The sequence below is a fragment of the Aquimarina sp. AU119 genome, from assembly GCF_900312735.1.
Taxonomy (GTDB): Bacteria; Bacteroidota; Bacteroidia; order Flavobacteriales; family Flavobacteriaceae; genus Aquimarina; species Aquimarina algiphila.
Genome location: NZ_OMPF01000003.1, coordinates 190203 through 208742, shown reverse-complemented (window position 1 = coordinate 208742; position 18540 = coordinate 190203). Strand labels below are relative to the sequence as shown.

The following is an 18540-nucleotide window of genomic DNA, read 5'->3' as shown; positions in this document are numbered from 1 at the left end:
TAACCATAACAGGCTATATAAAAACCGTAATGGACAGTTGAAAGTCAACGAGAACAATCCTCACAAGTTCCGGATAAAACACAATTTACACCGTCCACTTGATAACCATTCGGTACCGAAAAATCGACTTTTACCGGTAGACATTCAATAGTCTCACACTTAGTACATCTAAAATGAAAATGATGACCCGAAAGGATTTTATCATCACAGTTTACGCAAACGGCAAAATACTGTTTACCATCTTCTGCAACTACCCGATGTAAAATACCATCTTCGCAAAACCGATTTAAAACACGATAAATTGTTGCTCGGTTAATGTTCTGCGTTATTTTTTGTTCAATAGCATCTCTGCTCATTGCTTTTCCAGATTTCTTGAGCAATTCTAACACGGCTTCTTTAGTTGGAGTATTACGTCTTTCCATATAAATGCGACTTTTTCGCAATAACTATTGCGAATTACTTGCAATAATAACAAATTTACTTAATTTTGTCAAAAATTCAAGATAAAATGACCGTATTAGATAAATATATAACGCAAAACATAACCTTAAAAAATAGGGTTATAATGGCTCCAATGACAAGGAGTAGAGCTAATAATAAAAAAGGATTGGCAACTGACTTAATGGCTCAATACTATGAACAAAGGGCAACAGCAGGATTAATTATTACAGAAGGGATTAGTATAAGCAAACAAGCCATTGGATACATAAATGTCCCAGGAATATATAGTGAAGAGCAAACAATTTCATGGAAAAATGTTACTGAAAAAGTTCATCAAAAAGGAGGTAAAATATTTGCTCAACTTTGGCACGTTGGTAGAATATCTCATCCTGATTTACTTGATGGAAATTTACCTTTAGCTCCTTCTCAAATTAATCCAAATTCAGAATGTTACACGCATTCAGGATTTAAAGGTACTGTCACACCCAAAGAAATGACTCCTCAAGAAATAAAAAATACAATTTTAGATTTTCAAAAAGCAACAGAAAACGCCATAAAAGCAGGTTTTGATGGTATAGAAATACATGCTGCAAATGGCTATTTATTCCATCAATTTTTTGCAAAATGTGCCAATACAAGAACCGACCAATATGGTGGAAGTATTGAAAATAGAGCTCGAATTTTATTTGACGCATTAGATGCAATTCAACAAAAAATTCCTTCATCAAAAATAGGCGTTAGACTTTCTCCCGATTTTAAAACTTGGTTTGGTATTCAAACAGATGATGAAACAACGCAACTGTTTGAATACATCACTACAAAACTGAATAACTATAATTTAGCCTACCTACATATTGGAGGTTATGTAGAAGCAGATGATTCTAACCCAACTCAAAGTATTTTGGATACTGCAAAACATTATCGAAAATTATACAAGGGAACATATATCATAAATCGAGGTTTCACAAAAAAATTGGCAAATGATGCAATAGAGCAAAATTTAGCAGATCTAATTTCGTTTGGAGAACCATTTATTAGTAATCCCGATTTGGTGAAACGTTTTGAGCTAAATATACCATTACAAAAAGCAGATCAAAGTACTTTCTACTCAACAGGAGAAAAAGGTTATACAGATTATCCATTTTTAGAAAACACTATTTAATATTAAAAAACAAGAAGGGAGCATATAAAGTTAATTGGACTAAACATTATAAGATTTGAGTTTTAAGAACGGATAAATTAAAAACAATACAACATTTTGTTTCAGTGTAAATCCAAAAGTTTATCGCTTTCTACTCCCCTACTTATTATACACTCTATACACTAAAAAATTATCGAGAATGTTGGATAAAACAACATAATTTGGTTCGAGGCAACCATTTTTATTTTTTTTACGTCTTTATAAAAAAATAGCCTTGACAAATGCAAAAACTTATTGTACTCATAATATTCTTTTTTTTAATCGATTTGACTTGTGCTCAATCTGCAAAAGAACAATTAGCACTTGCTAATTCTGTTAAATTAGAAAACAATGATTTTTTTGAGGAGATATCCTTCCAAAATAAATTTGGCTACTTCATAATACCAGTACATATTGGAAATAAAAATTATGAATACATTTTTGATACAGGAGGATACAATACATTGACTTCCGAAATTATGGATAAAAACAAACTTCCAAAGGTAATGGAAGTAGAAGTGGGTAGTTCTAATCAAATAAAATCTAAAATCATACTAACAAAAATACCTTTAATCAAAATTGGAGATATTGATTTTAAAGAAATTGGAGCGTTTAATTTTGATTTTGACGATTCACCTCAAATCAAATGTTACACAAATGGGGGGATTATTGGTAAAAGCATTATTAAGAATGCTGTTTGGCAAGTAAATGCTAAAGAACAAAAAATCATATTGACCGACAACGTCAATAAACTAAAAAAACTCAACAATGCAATCAGAATAAAAGTAAAACTAGATAAAACTTTTAATCCGTTTATTAAAGCTAAAATTAATGATAAAACATTAACTTTTTTACTTGATTTTGGCTACGGCGGTTTTATTTCACTTACTGAAAAAGTTGGTGTAAATTTAAATTCACAAGAAGTAGTCGAGATTATTGGAGAAGGTTCTATAAGTGCAAATGGTATTGTAAATGAAAGTATGTTTATTAAAACATTAGAAAGTTTTAAAATAGGACGTTCTAATCTACAAAATCAAGTTGCCTACTATTCAAAATCTAATAATTATAATCTTATTGGTTCTGGAATTACAAAACATTTTATTGTTACCTTGAATTTTAAAGATCAGGAACTCTTGCTTACGCCAATTGAAAATACAGAAAAACTGAGCTCTAAAAAATCATTTGGGTTTGACTTAAATCGGAACGATAACAATGTATACGTGAGCAAAATTTTTAAAGATTTTTCTGCAGAAAAAGCTGGATTAAAACTAAATGACATTGTCATTTCTATTAACAACAAAGATATTACCAAAAGCTCTTATTGTGATTTCTACGATTACACAAAAGAAATTTTAAGAGGTGATGAAGCTATTCGACTAACAATTAAACGTGAAAACGTATTGCAAAACATTCAAGTAATTAAGTCTAATATATTCAATTTAGAATAAAAACACTTCTGTCAACACTGTATAAAATTGATAGCGGTTTGGGTACTAACCTGAACCGTTTTTGTATTTATTTAAGTATATTACTTTCTGAAAACTAAGTGTGTCTGATCCACTATTACACTTGTACTAAACCTTGTGCGTAATGAAAGGAATTTTAATAACCGTAATTTTAACTATAGTATCTACATTATCTTTTGCTCAAAAAACATCCAAAGATTCAATAATTGAACCATTTAAAATTGAGGATAGATTAATCTCAGGATTGGATATACCCAGGCTAAAATTAAAAGCGCATCCAGAACGTGAATACTATCAAAAAAATATTTACAAAGGGGCAGAACTAAGTGTCTACATTTTATCAAGTGAAACTGCATTAAATGAAATCAATAATTTTCCTATTGATGAATTTGTCTATTACATTAATGGTAGAGCTGATATAGAAACTAAAGATTCTACTAAACTTACTTTTTATTCGGGCGATTACCTTTTTGTACCAAAAGGATTTTCTGGAAATTGGACAAATAACGGCGGAAATAAACTTCATTTGGAATTATCAGTAATTTCAAATAAGCGAGGCGATAGCACCAAAACATCGATAGCTAAAAACCCATTTTTGCTGGACCAAGAATTATTGTCTGGAATTGGTCTAACAAAACATAATTCTACTACGTACAAGAACATTATCTATTCTGGAGTAGAATTAGATGTTTTTACAGAAGCAGAAATACCAACAAAAAAAGAAATTTCTGAAAACAAAAAAGAGCAATTCATACACATACTCAATGGTAGTTTAACAATCCGACCAATTAATAGTCAACCTCAAACATATTATAAAGGAGACTTCTTTATATTACCAAAAGGATTTAGTGGAAGTTGGGAAGTCGAAGGACAGAGATTATTGAGGATACTAAAAGTAATCTCAAAATAAAAAACATTATGATTTGCAAAGTGATAAAATATAAAAATTGATGTTTTAATATTGATAATAAATACAAAATAATACATTCAACTTAATATCAAACCAAAACTTAATTTACATCTTCTCCCCTACTTTTCTATACTTAACATTATATCACATTTAAAAAAAACATTTCCTAATCAAGACAACTATTTGATAAGAAATAGCGTCTTTAACAATAGACACCAATCATGAAAAGAAAATGATACCCAAAAAGATTAGTTATTTACTTTTATTAGTTCCCATACTATTAGTTGGTCAACAAAACCAAAAAGAAAAATATAATGCTGGATTTATGTCTTTAAACTTAAAAGACAAAGGCAGAATTTATAAGCCTGAAACCTCGAATAACGATAGTTTACATTTTCGACCTGTAGATTTAGATATTTGGTATCCATCGAATGAAAAAAAAGATAAACCATTAATTTTTGGAGATTTATTCAAATTATTTGAAGAAAGAGCTGTCAAATATCAAGAGAACAATGATTTCTCTGGACTTACTTCAGAGTTAGCACAATTTTACGTTGCCGAATTGGGTGTCGGTACAGATGGAGAAAAATTATTGGAAATAAAAACAAATAGCTTTGGTAACATAACACCTTCTAGTAAAAAACACCCAGTAATAATCTATATGGCAGGATTCAATGGAATGGGGTTCGAGAATTACAAAGTTTTGGAGAGTTTGGCAGAAAATGGATTTGTTGTTGTTTCTATTTGGTCTGTTGGCCGCTATCCTGGTGATATGACTAATGAAAAAGAAGATATGCAAGAGCAAGTCTATGACGCTGAGTTTGCTTTGAATTACTTGAGAAATAACAAAAAATTAAATGTAGATTTAAACAATATTGGAATTCTTGCTTATAGTTGGGGAGGTATGGCTGCAGGAGTATTGTCCAATAAAAATCAAAATATAAAAACAATAGTTTCCTTTGATGGAACAGAAACTCATTATTTTGGAGAAGTTGACACGAACGTGTATGCTAACGGAGCAACTGGAGAAGATAATGACCTGTTTATTAAAGAAATATATGATTCAAATCTTCTGAATCCACAAAATCAAAACATCAGTTATCTTTATTTTGAAAGTGGTGATAAGCTCAATGATTTTCAGCCAACCGAAGAATACAACTATTTTAAAAAATTGAATTCAGAAAAATTTTATTTACGATTTGAAAATAGTACTCACTCTGATTTCACCAGTATACCATCCATTCTCAATGCATCAATAAACTCAGTTAAAATTTATGAAAACATAAATACTGCAACAGTTAATTTTTTCAATAAAACTATAAATGGTAACGATACCTTTACAGAAAATTGGGAAACATTGATTGGATCAGATTCTACGAATATTGAGACTTTTGATATTTCAGAAAAAACAATAGCTACATCAGAAATATCTGGTAAAATAATTGATGCTAAAACTAGAGAATCACTATCGTATGTAAATATTGGTGTCCTAAATGGAGAAACTGGAACAGTTACCGATATAGAAGGTAATTTTATTTTTGAAATTAATGACCAAGTTATAAACGACACTTTAAGAATTTCGATGATAGGCTACAAACCCATCGAAATATTGATAAAAGATCTGAAATCAAAAAAAAGGCCTTTTTTAATTGAATTAACCGAGCATATTAGTGAGCTAAATGAGGTTGTAATTACTACTAAGGCGCTTAAGAAGAAAATCATTGGAAATAAAACCAAATCTAAATTCCTAAGTACCGGTTTTAGTTACGACCAATTAGGCGCAGAAATGGGAATTAAAATAAACATTCGAAAAGAACCAACATTTGTCGATGCTTTTAATTTCAATATTTCTTACAATCGTTTAAGTGCTAAATCTATTTTCAGAATAAACTTTTACTCAGTAAAAAATAATAAACCCTTTGAGAATATTTTGACAAAAAATATATTTGTAGAAATAGAACCAAAACAGACTGGATTGATTTCGATTGACTTAAAATCTTATCACATAGTTGTAAACTCAGATATAATAGTTACTCTTGAATGGGTAGATAACGAAGGAGAAAACAAAAAAGGAGAGGCAATCTTTTTTTCGCTAGGTCTTTTAACAAACGGTACAATTTATAAAAAATCAAGTCAGGCTGAATTTAAAAAATATAGTAGTATGGGTGTTGGATTTAATATTGACATTCGGGAATAAAAACATAGTTTAGCGATATATAAAAAACATAAGGCTCTGGAGCTTAATCAAAAGACCTGTGTTTGTTTGCAAAATTGTCAATTAAAAAATTGGAATTTACAAAAAATGATAAAAGGAAAATATTTATATTTGACTTAGTCCCAATCCAAAATATATCGTTTATCAACCGTCCAATGTTACCTCCCCTTAACATTGTGTGTCACTAAAAAAACAAACTATCAATGGATTATCAAACATTTCAGCCGCATCCAGATTTAGAATCCCTAATTAGCTGTTATTGGACTTTAGAAGTTCCTGCTGATAATGATTCGCAAAAACAGCGAATCGTTCCTGATGGTTGTATTGAAATGGCTTTTATTCTAGGTGATGATATAAAACGATATACTTCAGAGGATGAATTTATATTACAGCCTCGTGCAATGATACTTGGGCAAACCATTAAACCATTTTATATAGAACCAACAGGATATGTGAATACATTCGCAATCCGATTTTATCCATACGGATTTGCAAATTTTGTAGCTGAGCCAATTAAAAACTTAGCTAATAAAGAAACTCCGTTAGAAGTATTGTTTGAAGAAAAAATAGCTAAAGAACTAGAACAAAAAATAATCTATGCAAAGAGTGTTAAACAACGAATAGAAATCATAGAAGTATTTCTTCTGGAAAGGTTAAATGATAAATCGACGGTTGAAAATATTGTAAAAACAACTATTAATGCACTACTATCTACAAACGGAAATGCACCAATAAAAACAATTCTTAAAGATGATTTATCCAAAAGAAGACAACTTGAGAGAAAGTTTGAAAAACAAATTGGAGTTAGTCCAAAACAGTTAGGCAAAGTCATTAGATTACAAACCGCATTAAAAATATTACTTAACACAGAAACAGAAAGTCTAACTCATATTGCATACGAAAGTAAATATTATGACCAAGCCCATTTTATTAAAGACTTTAAGGAGTTTACAGGAACTAGCCCAAAAGAGTTTTTAGGGAATGAAAATATGACTCTTTCTGCTCTTTTCTACAAATAGATCGAGTGTCGCATTTTTACAATTTCTGTTTCTTTATAAAAGATAATTTTGTAGTGTTTAACTAATTGAGACAAATGAAAAAAATAATACTAATACTTGCCTTGTGTCTTATGGCTTGTAACAGCCAAAACAAATCCAAACCAGAAGAAGAAAAGCAAGATTTACCAGTAGAACAAACTACAAACGAGATGCAAAGTTTTATTTCTCTTTTCGAAATTCCTGCAACAGATATTTCACGAGCAATCAGTTTTTATCAAGCTATTTTGGGTATTAACATTGAAAAAATGGAAATACCAGGAATGGAAATGGGAATATTTCCATATGAAGGACAAATGGTTACAGGAGTTATAATAAAAGGAGAAGGATACGCTCCTTCAACAAATGGTGTGACCATATACCTTAATGGTGGAAATAATCTTCAACATATTCTTGATAAGGTCGAAAAAAACGGAGGAAAAGTCATTGTCCCAAAAACTGCACACGCAGATGAAAGTGGATTTTTTGCCATGTTTTTAGATACTGAAGGGAATAAACTCGGTCTAAATTCCTTAAACTAAACAAAGAAAAAGCAAACGCTTTGTATTATACATAAAATCAGAGCAAAGTTTAGTTTGAAATCAAAAGGTATTTTCTTTTTGCAATAGTACTATATTTTTATAAATTTAATAAGAAATAAAAATGAGTAGATAAATTGATTGGTTAAGGTATGTTTGCCTTGCTTCAATTCATATATTTGGTATTCTTTACTATTTACCAATCAGAATCTAAATGGAAATCAAAATACATAAAACACTAAAGCCTTATCATTGGATGCTGTCAATCATTACTATTCCAATATTTGGTCTTTTTACAGCATTTTATGGTTGGATTTTTTACGCAACTATTTCTGGCCAAAATGGAATTTGGGGAAATATGTATAGTTACTATGATTTAACAAAAGAGCAATATGGTTTTTCCCGACTTATTATCCCTCTGATTTTAATCGGGTTAATGATATTCCAATTAAAATATCTGATTGAAAAAAATGCAAATCAAATGAATAAAACATTGCTAGTTTCTTTAATTTTTATTGTACTCTGGATCATCGGAGAGTTTTATTTGCAAACAAAATTTATTGGGAAAGGATAACGGAAAAAATAAAAAAAGGTATACTGTAGTCAATTAGAAAAATGGATAGTGAGAAAATCTTAAATAAAATAAGTGAAATATATTCACCTTTATCCGTCGAATGTCAAAAAGAATTCATTATCAACTCAAAACTTAGCACTTTCAATAAAGGAGAGATTGTAGTTAGAGAGGGTCAATATTCTAAAAAGGCCTATTTAATAGTGGAAGGCTGCGCAAGAGCTTATTATTTGAAAGACGGCAAAGATATTTCAGATTGGTTCACTTTCGAAAATCAGTTTATGGCACCAATTGTTAGTTTTTTTAGCGAGGAACCAAGCCCACATTATGTTGAATTTGTTGAAGATTCAAAAGTTTTAGAATTTTCGAAAGACATAATAGACAGCCTTACTAATAAACATCATGACTTCGAACGCTTTATCCGTATTGTAGTGACTGAAACTATGTTAGGTTTATGCGAAAGGTTATATACAATTCAATTTAATAAGGCCGAAGAAAGGTATAAACACTTATTAAGTATATATCCTGATATAACCAATAGAATTCCTTTTACACATATTGCTTCTTATTTAGGAATTACTCTCGAGACCCTGAGCCGGATAAGAAATCCCAAAATTCGAATTTGATTTATATCAAATGAAACTTCTTTCATTTAAATAACCTTTGTAAAAAGATTAAAAATGGAAGAAAATAACGAACAATCGAAATCAATTTGGGGGAAATGGTGGATACCATTTAGAAAATGGTTTTATCCAGCTTGGCTAGTATATGAAGTTTCAATACGCTTTTATGAATATTCATTATCTGTTCATATTTATTTTATCGAACAACAAAAGTATGTAGGACAAATCGGTGCTCAAACTTTAGCTATTTTTTGTAGCATCGCTACTTTCATCATTTGCACATTTTATTTAACCGTACCTGCTTGTTTTACCCTGTTTAAGTTATTTAAAGAAGATGATTTAACAGGCTCAAGATTCGAACAGCTAATGAAAAAGTTTTTCTAATCCTCTACCTGCACAACAACTATAAGCAATATTACCGGTTATGAATACAAAAGTCATTTTAGAAAACACCCCTGATACAAGTCTGATTAACAAGACATTAAATAAAATCGATTATTCAGACACTTACGCTACAACCAATCATTTAGATAGTTTAGAGAAAATTACAAATATGATATTTGCCAATTTTCCTAATTGGGTTACAATTATGATGAAGTTTAGAAATACAATTGTGAAAATTTTCGATTTAAAAACTCAAAAACCTTCAGATTATAACACTGATTTTAAAGTAGGAGGTTACATAGGGTACTTTAAGATTTATGAAATAATGAGTAATGAAATTATTCTTGGGGCAAATGATAAACATCTCAATTTTAGAGTCAGCGTTTTTAATTCTCAAGAACTAACCTATAACATTAAAGTTTCTACCATAGTACAGTATAATAAAAGATGGGGTAAAATATATATGACAATTGTTAAACCTTTTCATCAATTAATTGTAAAAAAAATGGTTAGAAACGCCTGTAAAAATAGCAATACACGTATTTCAAACTAAAACTATACTGATATTTCTACTCATCAAATTTATAGTCAATCCTAATGTATTAAATATGAATGCACATTTGTTTATTGCGGGAATCCTTTGTTTTATTTTAGGGCTATCTCATTCAATATTTGGAGAACTTTTAATTTTTCAACACAAAAAAAATAATAAAAAAATAATACCTACAATCGTAAAGTCTGACCTTAAAGAAAGGCATCTAAGAATTATTTGGGCTACTTGGCATATAGCTTCTTTCTTTGGCTGGTGTGTAGGTGCTATACTAATAAAAATAGCACTTAAGCAAACTATATTAAATGCTGAATTGATAGAATTCATAATAAGTTCAATTGCAATTGCAATGTTTTGTTCTTCCTTTCTGGTTTTATTCGGAACAAAAGGAAAACATCCTGGATGGGTAGTTTTCCTAGTAATTGGAATTTTAACACTACTAGGAATCTAAAAATAACAAAAGATGAATAAACGAATAGTACTAATCATTGGCCATCCAGATAAGGAAAGTTATAATAATGCATTAGCAGAAGCATATAAAAAAGGAGTACAAACTTCTGGTACTGAAATTCAAGAGATAATAATTCGAGATTTAGAATTTAACCCAAACCTTCAATTTGGATATAGAAAAAGAACAGAACTGGAGCCAGATTTGTTAAATGCTCAAAAAAAATTGAAATGGGCTGACCATCTGGTATGGATTTATCCTGTATGGTGGGGCTCTGTACCTGCAATTATGAAAGGTTTTTTAGATAGAGTTTTACTTCCTGGATTTGCTTTTAATAAAAGAAAAAACTCTTTGTGGTGGGATAAAAGTTTCACTGGCAAAACGGCTAGAATAATCTGCACCTTAGATCAGCCAAGTTGGTATTACAAATGGTTCTATAGAAGTCCTAGTCATAATGCCATGAAAAAATTAACAATGAATTTTATAGGTGTAAAAAAAGTACAAATTACAACTATAGGACCAATAAGACTATCCAAAGAAGAATTTAGAGTCAAATGGCTAAAAAAAGTCGAAAAACTAGGGTTAATGAACAAATAATAATTCGCTACAACATGGTGGTATATAAGTAACAATGGAAGAAGTGTCAAACCTAAGTTTTAAATGTATAAACCGTCTTCATTCTCAATAGAGACAATCAATTTGTATTTATCTCATAACCATTTTAAGAGTAATAATCTTAAAAGAAATATTTTGTGATTTATATCATTTTTTAAATAGTTGATAGATAGTAGATTTAGTATTTAAATCAAAAACATAATACTAATATAAATTATAACTTTTTTACTTATAATGTGTTGACTTTAAAGTTCTTTCGCGCTACAAAACAACTAGTTGAAAATTAATGTTATGAACAAAGAACATCCAAATATCGAGGTTTTAAAAAGACTTGACCTTACCAACTTAGTAGCAAGTACCGAAGTTATTGCAGAAGACTTTGTTTGGCATTATTTTAACCCAGAATTGCCCGACTTAGAAGGAGACTATTTCGGTCTTTCTGGTTTAATGGACTTTTTTAAAAAATTATCTGATCTCACCACTGGTACCTTTAAGATAAATCCTCTGTCTATTACTCCTATGGGAGATGAAATAGTTGTCGTGCATGTCAAAGACACTATGCTATTAAAAGGTAATCAAATGGAAGTTGACGCCGTTGTCGTATGGAGTATTTTTGATGGTTTGATCAAAGAAGCCTGGGACATTCCTGCAGTGCGTACTGCTACCGTTATAAAATCATAAAAACAGAAACTATGAAACTAGTAGAGGTAACACCAGAAAATGCTGTAAAAGAAACTTTCTTCTGCATAAAGAACACCCAAAAACAAGGATTTAAAGATAAACTTAAGTGGTTTAAAAAGAGCTACAAAGAAGGTCTAAAAATAAAAATTCTTAAAAATGATGAAGACAAAATGATTGGATTTATAGAATACGTTCCAGCCATAAAAGCATGGAGACCTATAGATGCTGATAACTATATGTTTATTCATTGTACCTATATATATGCTAAAAAGGATCGGAATAAAGGTTATGGATCAATACTCATTGAAGATGCTGAAAAAGAGGCAAAAACCAAGGGAATGGATGGCTTATGCGTAATAACGAGTAAAGGTGGTTGGCTGGCTAATAAAACTCTTTTTGAAAACAATGGTTTTGAACAACTCGAAGCAAAAGATAGGTTTGAACTTCTTTCAAAAACATGGAACAGCAGCGCTAAAAAACCTAAATTCTACAATTGGACCAATCAACAAAAAAAGTACAAAGGTTGGCATTTACTTTATGCAGACCAGTGTCCCTGGAACGAAAAGTCTGCAGTAGCAATACTAAACGTAGCAATGGATTATGGTGTAGATTTGAAAGTATCCAAAATAAACACAGTAGAAGAAGCAAAAATGGCCCCTTCGGGATTTGGAGTTTTCAATCTATTGCACGATGGTAAGTTACTAGAAGACCATTATATTAGCGCGACACGATTCAGAACTATTTTGAAAAAGGAACTGGATATGTCAAAATAAAATAATGAAAAGTACAACATCATGTATACTTAATTTCCCAATACATCTGAAAATCACAACTGATTTCTCAACTAACCCCACACAAACCATTACCTAGTATTTTTAAAACCTAATAAATTTTGTCATAGATTTTAAAAGTTCGTATTTAATCGTAGCAAAGTAAATTAAAAAAAGTCTGTATTCAAAAGCATAAAAGTGTAAAGAGAAATTAGACTTATCTGCAAAAAATTCACGCTAAGAGTGCTGTAAAATTTGCACTTAAACAATAACTCCTTGCTAACTTTAAACATAAAAGTAAAACTTAATATAAAATAGAAATGTACAAAAAAATGATTGTTAAGATATACTCGCCTTAATTCTATTCATATATTTAGCATTCGAACTAGAAAACTAAATAAATGATATTCGGAACAGTTTTTACCGGACAAATTAAAAGTCAAAATAAGCAATGTATTGAAACAAAAGTTTTTTGTTTTATTGTTCCTATTTATGTAATGACAACAACTTTAGTAACAGATATGCTTCCTAGAGGAAGAAAAGGAGTAGAAATTAAGACAAATAAAACAAGTATTATTGCTGCCTTTATAAGACCAATTATAAGTGTTTTAACCTTTTTTTCAATTGGAGCCTATATTGGAAATTTTGAAAACAGTGAATGGCAGTGGCTGATTATACCTTCCCTAATTTCTATTTCTTTATTTATATATTTTTGGTTTTACTTTGGTAAAACAACAAAAAAAGAGGCCTTTATTAGAAATCAATTTGCAAAAGAAACTGGACTATATTTTATCCCTAATTGGATGAAGAACATGAATCTTAAACACTTTTTTGCAGAACTTAAAAAAAAATACAAACAAGAATTTGATGACGAATCATGGAATGATAAATTAATCGGACTATCTAAATACGATTCGAATTTTTCATTATTTTTTTGTTTAACAGCATTAGAAGCAGAACTGAATAATGATTTAAAAAAGAAAGATTTGATTGACAAAACAACTAAAACTTTTGCTCACAAACTATAACTTCAACTTTATCTATTTGACTATATTCTAAGCATTTCAACATTGCATGTATTTGCTCTTAAACAAATTTGGAATTTAAGATCTATACTAAAAACAAATAAAAAAATGAATTGATTAAAAAAAGTAATTTTTAGACAAAACATTAATAATATATTAATGCAGTACTATAGGTTACCGTCCTAAAAATTTCAACATCAGAAAAAAATCGATAATTCGTTAATAAATATCATAATTCTTTTTGGAGCTATTCAAGGCTTTGCATTGTGTCTGTTTTTTTTAATTAAAAAAAAGGTAAACAAAAATGCGCTTGGTTATTTTGTATTATTCCTTTTCTCTTTATCCTTCTTTAATCTTATATATTATTTTCTTGTTATGCAGATAACGGTAATTGCCGGTATCCCCATAACCTCATTCCCTTTTCCTTATAAATACCTCATCGGAGTAGGGTTTTACTTTTACATAAAATCTCAAATATCTAAAGATGAAAATATCATTGCTAAACATGAATATTTTTTATTTCTACCAGCTTTACTTTATACTATTTTAAGAACTTACTGGTATATAAACCTTCATACAGGTATAGATAAAAATATCTTTTTGAATGTCTACAAAACAGGATTTTTTGTTTATAATGAATTTGTTTATTTAATTTTTAATCTTCTACTACTTTTTTTCGCTATACGATTCTTAAAAAGAACCAGTACGCAAATCAAAGGTTTTAATACAGCGCGAAAAAACTGGAGGTGGCTCTTAAAATTTTCCTACGTATTTATGGCTATTACAATAGTAAACTTACTACATCAAAGTATTATGAGTCTTACCGGTTTACAGGATAATGGACAACTATACCTAATTATTCTAGTAATAAATACGATCTATATTTATTGGGTAGGTTTAGAAACATTGACAAAATCAAAATTCTTATTTAATAGTTTTAGCCTAAAACAAAAAAACACCGAGCAACAGCAACCTATAAATCCATTTGCGCAAAAACTTGAACATTATATAAAAACAGAAGAAGTTTTTACAAATAAAAACCTGAAAGTGGCTGATCTGGCTTATTTATTAGAAACAACCGAAAAAGAATTGTCTTCATATATACACGAATCATTTAATATGTCATTTTCAGATTACATAAATCAACATAGAGTTGAAAAAGTAAAAGAATTACTGATATCTGAAAACCAAAATATATATACACTCTTAGCTATCGCAGAAAGTGCAGGCTTTAGTTCTAAGTCTTCTTTTAACACCGTCTTTAAGAAAGTTACCGGCATAACACCCACCCAATACAAGGTAATGCATAAAAAATAATACGTCCATTATTTTTTTTCTGGACATTCTTCTCTTCTTTTTTAACAAAAATAAGTGATTCCAAAATTAGCTTTGCTCATATAATCATTTATTAAAACTTAAAATTATGAAGTCAATATTTAAAGGTATTTTATTTAGTTTATTATTAATTACAAATGTATATGGTCAAGATAAGCCGAAAACCATTAAAGACAGTATCGCATTTTTTTATAATGATTTATTAAATAATCTAGAATCAAAGTACTTAAACCGTAAAGAAATAGACTGGGATAATATAAAGGCATACACTCTTAAAAATGCATTTGAAGCGAAAGATTTTGAGACATCTTTAAAAACTACGACTAAATTATTTGATACTATAGGTTGCAATCATTGTGAATTATTTGCCGAGAAAGACTCTTATAAAAGCACTTTAAATACCCCCTTATCACAGGATGATTTCAGCATCGAATTTTTAAGAGCATTAGAAAATGAAACTGGGTTCAATTTTGATGTTAAACTTATTAATAAAAATATTGGTTATATAAATATGCCTGGAATGTTGTTGATTAATTTGTCTCAAGATTCACTCAACCTCAAAACACAAAAAATGTATGATAAGATCGTTGAATTAAAGAAAAAAGAAACTATCAAAGGTTGGGTGATAGATTTACGTTTCAATATTGGGGGTAATGCTTATGTAATGTTAGCAGCTTTGTACAATTTGTTAGGAGATAATATTGTTTATAATTCAGTTGATATAAATGGAGCGAAGATTAATACGAATAGATTAGAAAATGGTGGATTTTATTCTGGAAAAACTTTAAAAACCAAAGTAAACATTTCTACTCCACCAGATTTACAGATACCTGTAGCACTTATCATTGGTAAAATGACAGGTAGTGCAGGGGAAGATATAGCGGTCGCTTTCAAGAATAGAAAAAATGTAATTTTTATTGGAGAAAAAAGCTATGGTTTCCTAACAGGTAATGACGTTTTTGAGCTTCCTTTTAATACAAAAATAGCCCTTACTATGTCTTATATTGTTGATGTAAATAATAAGTATCGAGAATACATTATTCCAGATATTGAAGTTATCAAAAAAGATAATTTTAAGGATTTAGCAAAGGATGAAAAAATAATTCGAGCAATAGCATTTTTTGAAACTGTAAAAGAATAATACTATTGAAAACTATATGAAATTAATTGTTAGTGCTAATTTACTAATCAAAAACTTCTTGGGTTTTCTTATTTGGTTCTTAGTTAAAACAGTTTAAAACATAACTATTTTTGTATAAATCGATTAGTTGCATAACAAAACTGTAACATTTTTTAAATCACAGTATCTATAGAAAAGGTAATGTTATTATACATTACCTTTTTAAAGAATGTAGTTATTCATTTTAAAAAACTAATCGCAATGGGTTTACACTTTAATTCTCTTACTCGTCTATTCAATCATCAATTAAACGAACATACAAATATTCCAATCTTTTTTACAGTGCTAATCACACTATTATTCACCAATGTGATTTTTGGTAGTTCAACACCAACAAATACATCTTCAAAAGATTTGGTTACAATTTCTAATGGGGCTATTGCCTATGCATACCCCATTTCTAATATTAAAATTGACGGAGATATTTCTGACTGGCCTACAGACCTGGAACGTTATCCTATCAATAAATTCCCATATGGTGGTGATCTTAAAAACAAAAACGATTTTGATGCATATTTCAATGTGGGATATAACATTTCAGAAAAAGCATTATACGTTATTGTTGTTGTCACTGATGAATCTCATGTTGTTGACACATCTGATGAATCAGATTGGAATACACAAGACAGTTTTAATTTTTACATAGATGAACAACACTCTCCTAATGGATCTGGTGTTGATTTGTATCAGTTTAGCGAACATTACAAAGATACTAACGATCAATCCGTGAGTTGGGATCCATCAAAAAAGGAAACCAGCTGGGATAACATAGAAATTATATCTAAGCGAAAAAGCACTACGACTATTTATGAGTGCAAAGTGAACTTAAGCAATACCATAAAAGTTGGTAAATCAATAGGGATTGACCATGTATTTATCGATAAAGACGCAGATGATGATAAGAACTCTAACTCCTTTATCGCCTGGGGAAATGGCGGAGGAAAAAGTAGCGCTCCTGGAAGATTAGGAGATGTAATTCTAATGAAGGAAAAAGAAAAAACAGGTACAATACAAGGAAAAATTGCATGGAAAGATGCAAAACTAAAGAAATATCCCAATCAAATTCGATTTACTGCTAAAAACAACTCTGATCTTTGGGTACAAACAGCAGTGGATTCAATGGGCAATTATACTTTGGATATTCCTACAGGTGAATACATCATCTCTCCTGCAAAAAAACTATTCTACTCAGATGAAAGTCAATTTAGAGATGAAAAATTAGTTAGAATTAACACTCAAAATGATAATATTAATGTAACCGTAATTGCTAATAAAACAATAGATGCTCCGGTTCTTCAACTTTCTGTAGTCCCTGATCCTGATATAATACCAGGAAAAGGAATATTACATGATTTTGACACAAATAAAACAGTAATGGTTGATAAGTTCATTAATACATATCAAGAGCATTATCAAATCCCTGGAGTCTCACTCGCATTAATCAAAGATGGTAAAGTTGTATACCATAAAACGTATGGAGTAAAAAACACACTTACTAAAGAAAAAGTAGATGATAAAACATTATTTGAAGCTGCATCTATTACCAAACCTGTTTTTGGTTTTGCTGTTATGCGATTAGTAGAACGAGGAATTATTAATTTAGATAAACCTTTATATGAATACTTAGCTTTTGAAGATATCGCACATGATGATCGATATAAATTGATCACGGCACGTCATGTCATGTGTCATAAGACAGGATTTCCTAATTGGGCATGGATGAATGAAGATGGTAAAATAGATATAAAATTTACTCCCGGGACAAAATATCAATATTCTGGAGAAGGTTTTGAATACTTAAAAAGAGTTGTTGTTCATATTACAGGTAAGGATATAAATACAATACTCAAAGAAGAAGTATTAACTCCATTAGGATTAGAAAATACTTACTTTTCAAAAAATGACTATCTGGCAAAAGTGGTCTCCAATGGGCATTTTGATAACCTACCCTCTCAAACTACTTTGCCAAGTAATCCTGGTATGGCTTGGAGTATGCATACCGAAGCTAAAACATTCACTAATTTCTTATTAGGATTATCTGATAAAAAAGGGTTAAAAGCTGAAACATATCAGGAAATATTTAAAGTACAGACTGAGATACCCAAAGATGAAAAGGATACCAGATCAAAAGAATGGCAAGACTATTTTGGTTTGAGTATCCACATGCAAAAAACCCCATTTGGCCCCAGTTTTGGTCATGGTGGTAATAATGGAGACTTTAGATGCCTTGCTGTAATGTATCAGGATTTAGATATGGGATTCGTGGTTTTTACGAATAGTAATACAGGAGAAATACTACATGATGATCTTGTAGAATATTTGATTACAGGTAAGCAACAGAAGAAAAAACTATAATAATTTTCTATAATCGATCACGATCATAAAAACCTTATGTATGATATGAATCGTATACTTATCTTTTGTTTAATTTCTATCTTACTCCTTGGATGCCAAACAAAGAACCAAAATAACCTGTAAAGAATTTGAACAATTAGTTTATCTAATATCACAGGTCGAAATGATTTGCAACCTTGGCGCAACCATCATATAAATATTGCATCTAATAATTAAAT

Annotated in this window: 19 protein-coding genes; 18 read left to right on the top strand and 1 reads right to left on the bottom strand. The window is 29.9% G+C overall.

The genetic code is table 11. The features are described 5' to 3' along the window. Window positions 1-44 precede the first annotated feature (44 nt). Complete coding sequence (locus DK442_RS04435) at window positions 45-443, bottom strand: transcriptional repressor (protein WP_333924528.1); 399 nt, start codon at window positions 441-443, stop codon at window positions 45-47. Window positions 444-487: 44 nt separating this feature from the next. Between DK442_RS04435 and DK442_RS04430 the strand changes: the two genes are divergently transcribed. The 18 genes from DK442_RS04430 (at window position 488) to DK442_RS04345 (ending at window position 18322) form a co-directional block, all read left to right on the top strand. Beyond that, window positions 488-1603 (top strand): alkene reductase, encoded by a 1116-nt coding sequence (locus DK442_RS04430; protein WP_370444655.1) that lies wholly within the window; start codon window positions 488-490, stop codon window positions 1601-1603. Between the two features lie 260 nt (window positions 1604-1863). Beyond that, window positions 1864-3069, top strand: a complete 1206-nt coding sequence (locus DK442_RS04425; RefSeq protein WP_109434648.1) for a PDZ domain-containing protein — start codon at window positions 1864-1866, stop codon at window positions 3067-3069. 142 nt (window positions 3070-3211) lie between these two features. Continuing rightward, entirely contained in the window at window positions 3212-3997 is a 786-nt protein-coding gene (locus DK442_RS04420; protein ID WP_109434647.1) for a cupin domain-containing protein, read from the top strand. Between the two features lie 232 nt (window positions 3998-4229). Continuing rightward, complete coding sequence (locus tag DK442_RS04415) at window positions 4230-6194, top strand: carboxypeptidase-like regulatory domain-containing protein (protein WP_109434646.1); 1965 nt, start codon at window positions 4230-4232, stop codon at window positions 6192-6194. Window positions 6195-6415: 221 nt separating this feature from the next. After that, complete coding sequence (locus DK442_RS04410) at window positions 6416-7231, top strand: helix-turn-helix domain-containing protein (RefSeq protein WP_109434645.1); 816 nt, start codon at window positions 6416-6418, stop codon at window positions 7229-7231. Between the two features lie 74 nt (window positions 7232-7305). Further along, window positions 7306-7788 carry a VOC family protein gene (locus tag DK442_RS04405; RefSeq protein ID WP_109434644.1) on the top strand — a complete coding sequence of 161 codons (483 nt, stop codon included), beginning with the start codon at window positions 7306-7308 and terminating at the stop codon, window positions 7786-7788. Between the two features lie 211 nt (window positions 7789-7999). Further along, on the top strand, window positions 8000-8359 hold the full coding sequence (locus tag DK442_RS04400) for a hypothetical protein (protein WP_109434643.1): 360 nt from the start codon (window positions 8000-8002) through the stop codon (window positions 8357-8359). Window positions 8360-8400: 41 nt separating this feature from the next. Then, window positions 8401-8982, top strand: coding sequence for a Crp/Fnr family transcriptional regulator (locus tag DK442_RS04395; protein WP_109434642.1), 582 nt, complete (start codon window positions 8401-8403; stop codon window positions 8980-8982). Window positions 8983-9036: 54 nt separating this feature from the next. Next, entirely contained in the window at window positions 9037-9363 is a 327-nt protein-coding gene (locus DK442_RS04390) for a hypothetical protein (protein WP_109434641.1), read from the top strand. A 40-nt stretch (window positions 9364-9403) separates the two neighbouring features. After that, on the top strand, window positions 9404-9916 hold the full coding sequence (locus tag DK442_RS04385; protein ID WP_109434640.1) for a DUF2867 domain-containing protein: 513 nt from the start codon (window positions 9404-9406) through the stop codon (window positions 9914-9916). 55 nt (window positions 9917-9971) lie between these two features. Continuing rightward, window positions 9972-10364: a hypothetical protein gene (locus DK442_RS04380; RefSeq protein WP_109434639.1), complete on the top strand. Its 393-nt coding sequence runs from the start codon at window positions 9972-9974 to the stop codon at window positions 10362-10364. A 12-nt stretch (window positions 10365-10376) separates the two neighbouring features. Beyond that, window positions 10377-10958, top strand: coding sequence for an NAD(P)H-dependent oxidoreductase (locus tag DK442_RS04375; RefSeq protein ID WP_109434638.1), 582 nt, complete (start codon window positions 10377-10379; stop codon window positions 10956-10958). A gap of 309 nt (window positions 10959-11267) precedes the next feature. Further along, window positions 11268-11657: a nuclear transport factor 2 family protein gene (locus DK442_RS04370; RefSeq protein ID WP_109434637.1), complete on the top strand. Its 390-nt coding sequence runs from the start codon at window positions 11268-11270 to the stop codon at window positions 11655-11657. Window positions 11658-11668: 11 nt separating this feature from the next. Then, a complete protein-coding gene (locus DK442_RS04365; protein ID WP_109434636.1) occupies window positions 11669-12430 on the top strand; it encodes a GNAT family N-acetyltransferase in 762 nt (253 codons plus the stop codon). 398 nt (window positions 12431-12828) lie between these two features. Further along, on the top strand, window positions 12829-13455 hold the full coding sequence (locus DK442_RS04360) for a hypothetical protein (RefSeq protein WP_109434635.1): 627 nt from the start codon (window positions 12829-12831) through the stop codon (window positions 13453-13455). Window positions 13456-14226: 771 nt separating this feature from the next. Beyond that, a complete protein-coding gene (locus tag DK442_RS28095) occupies window positions 14227-14769 on the top strand; it encodes an AraC family transcriptional regulator (protein ID WP_160114046.1) in 543 nt (180 codons plus the stop codon). A gap of 106 nt (window positions 14770-14875) precedes the next feature. After that, window positions 14876-15928: a S41 family peptidase gene (locus DK442_RS04350; RefSeq protein ID WP_109434633.1), complete on the top strand. Its 1053-nt coding sequence runs from the start codon at window positions 14876-14878 to the stop codon at window positions 15926-15928. A gap of 240 nt (window positions 15929-16168) precedes the next feature. After that, a complete protein-coding gene (locus tag DK442_RS04345; protein ID WP_160114045.1) occupies window positions 16169-18322 on the top strand; it encodes a serine hydrolase in 2154 nt (717 codons plus the stop codon). The last annotated feature ends 218 nt before the right edge of the window (window positions 18323-18540 follow it).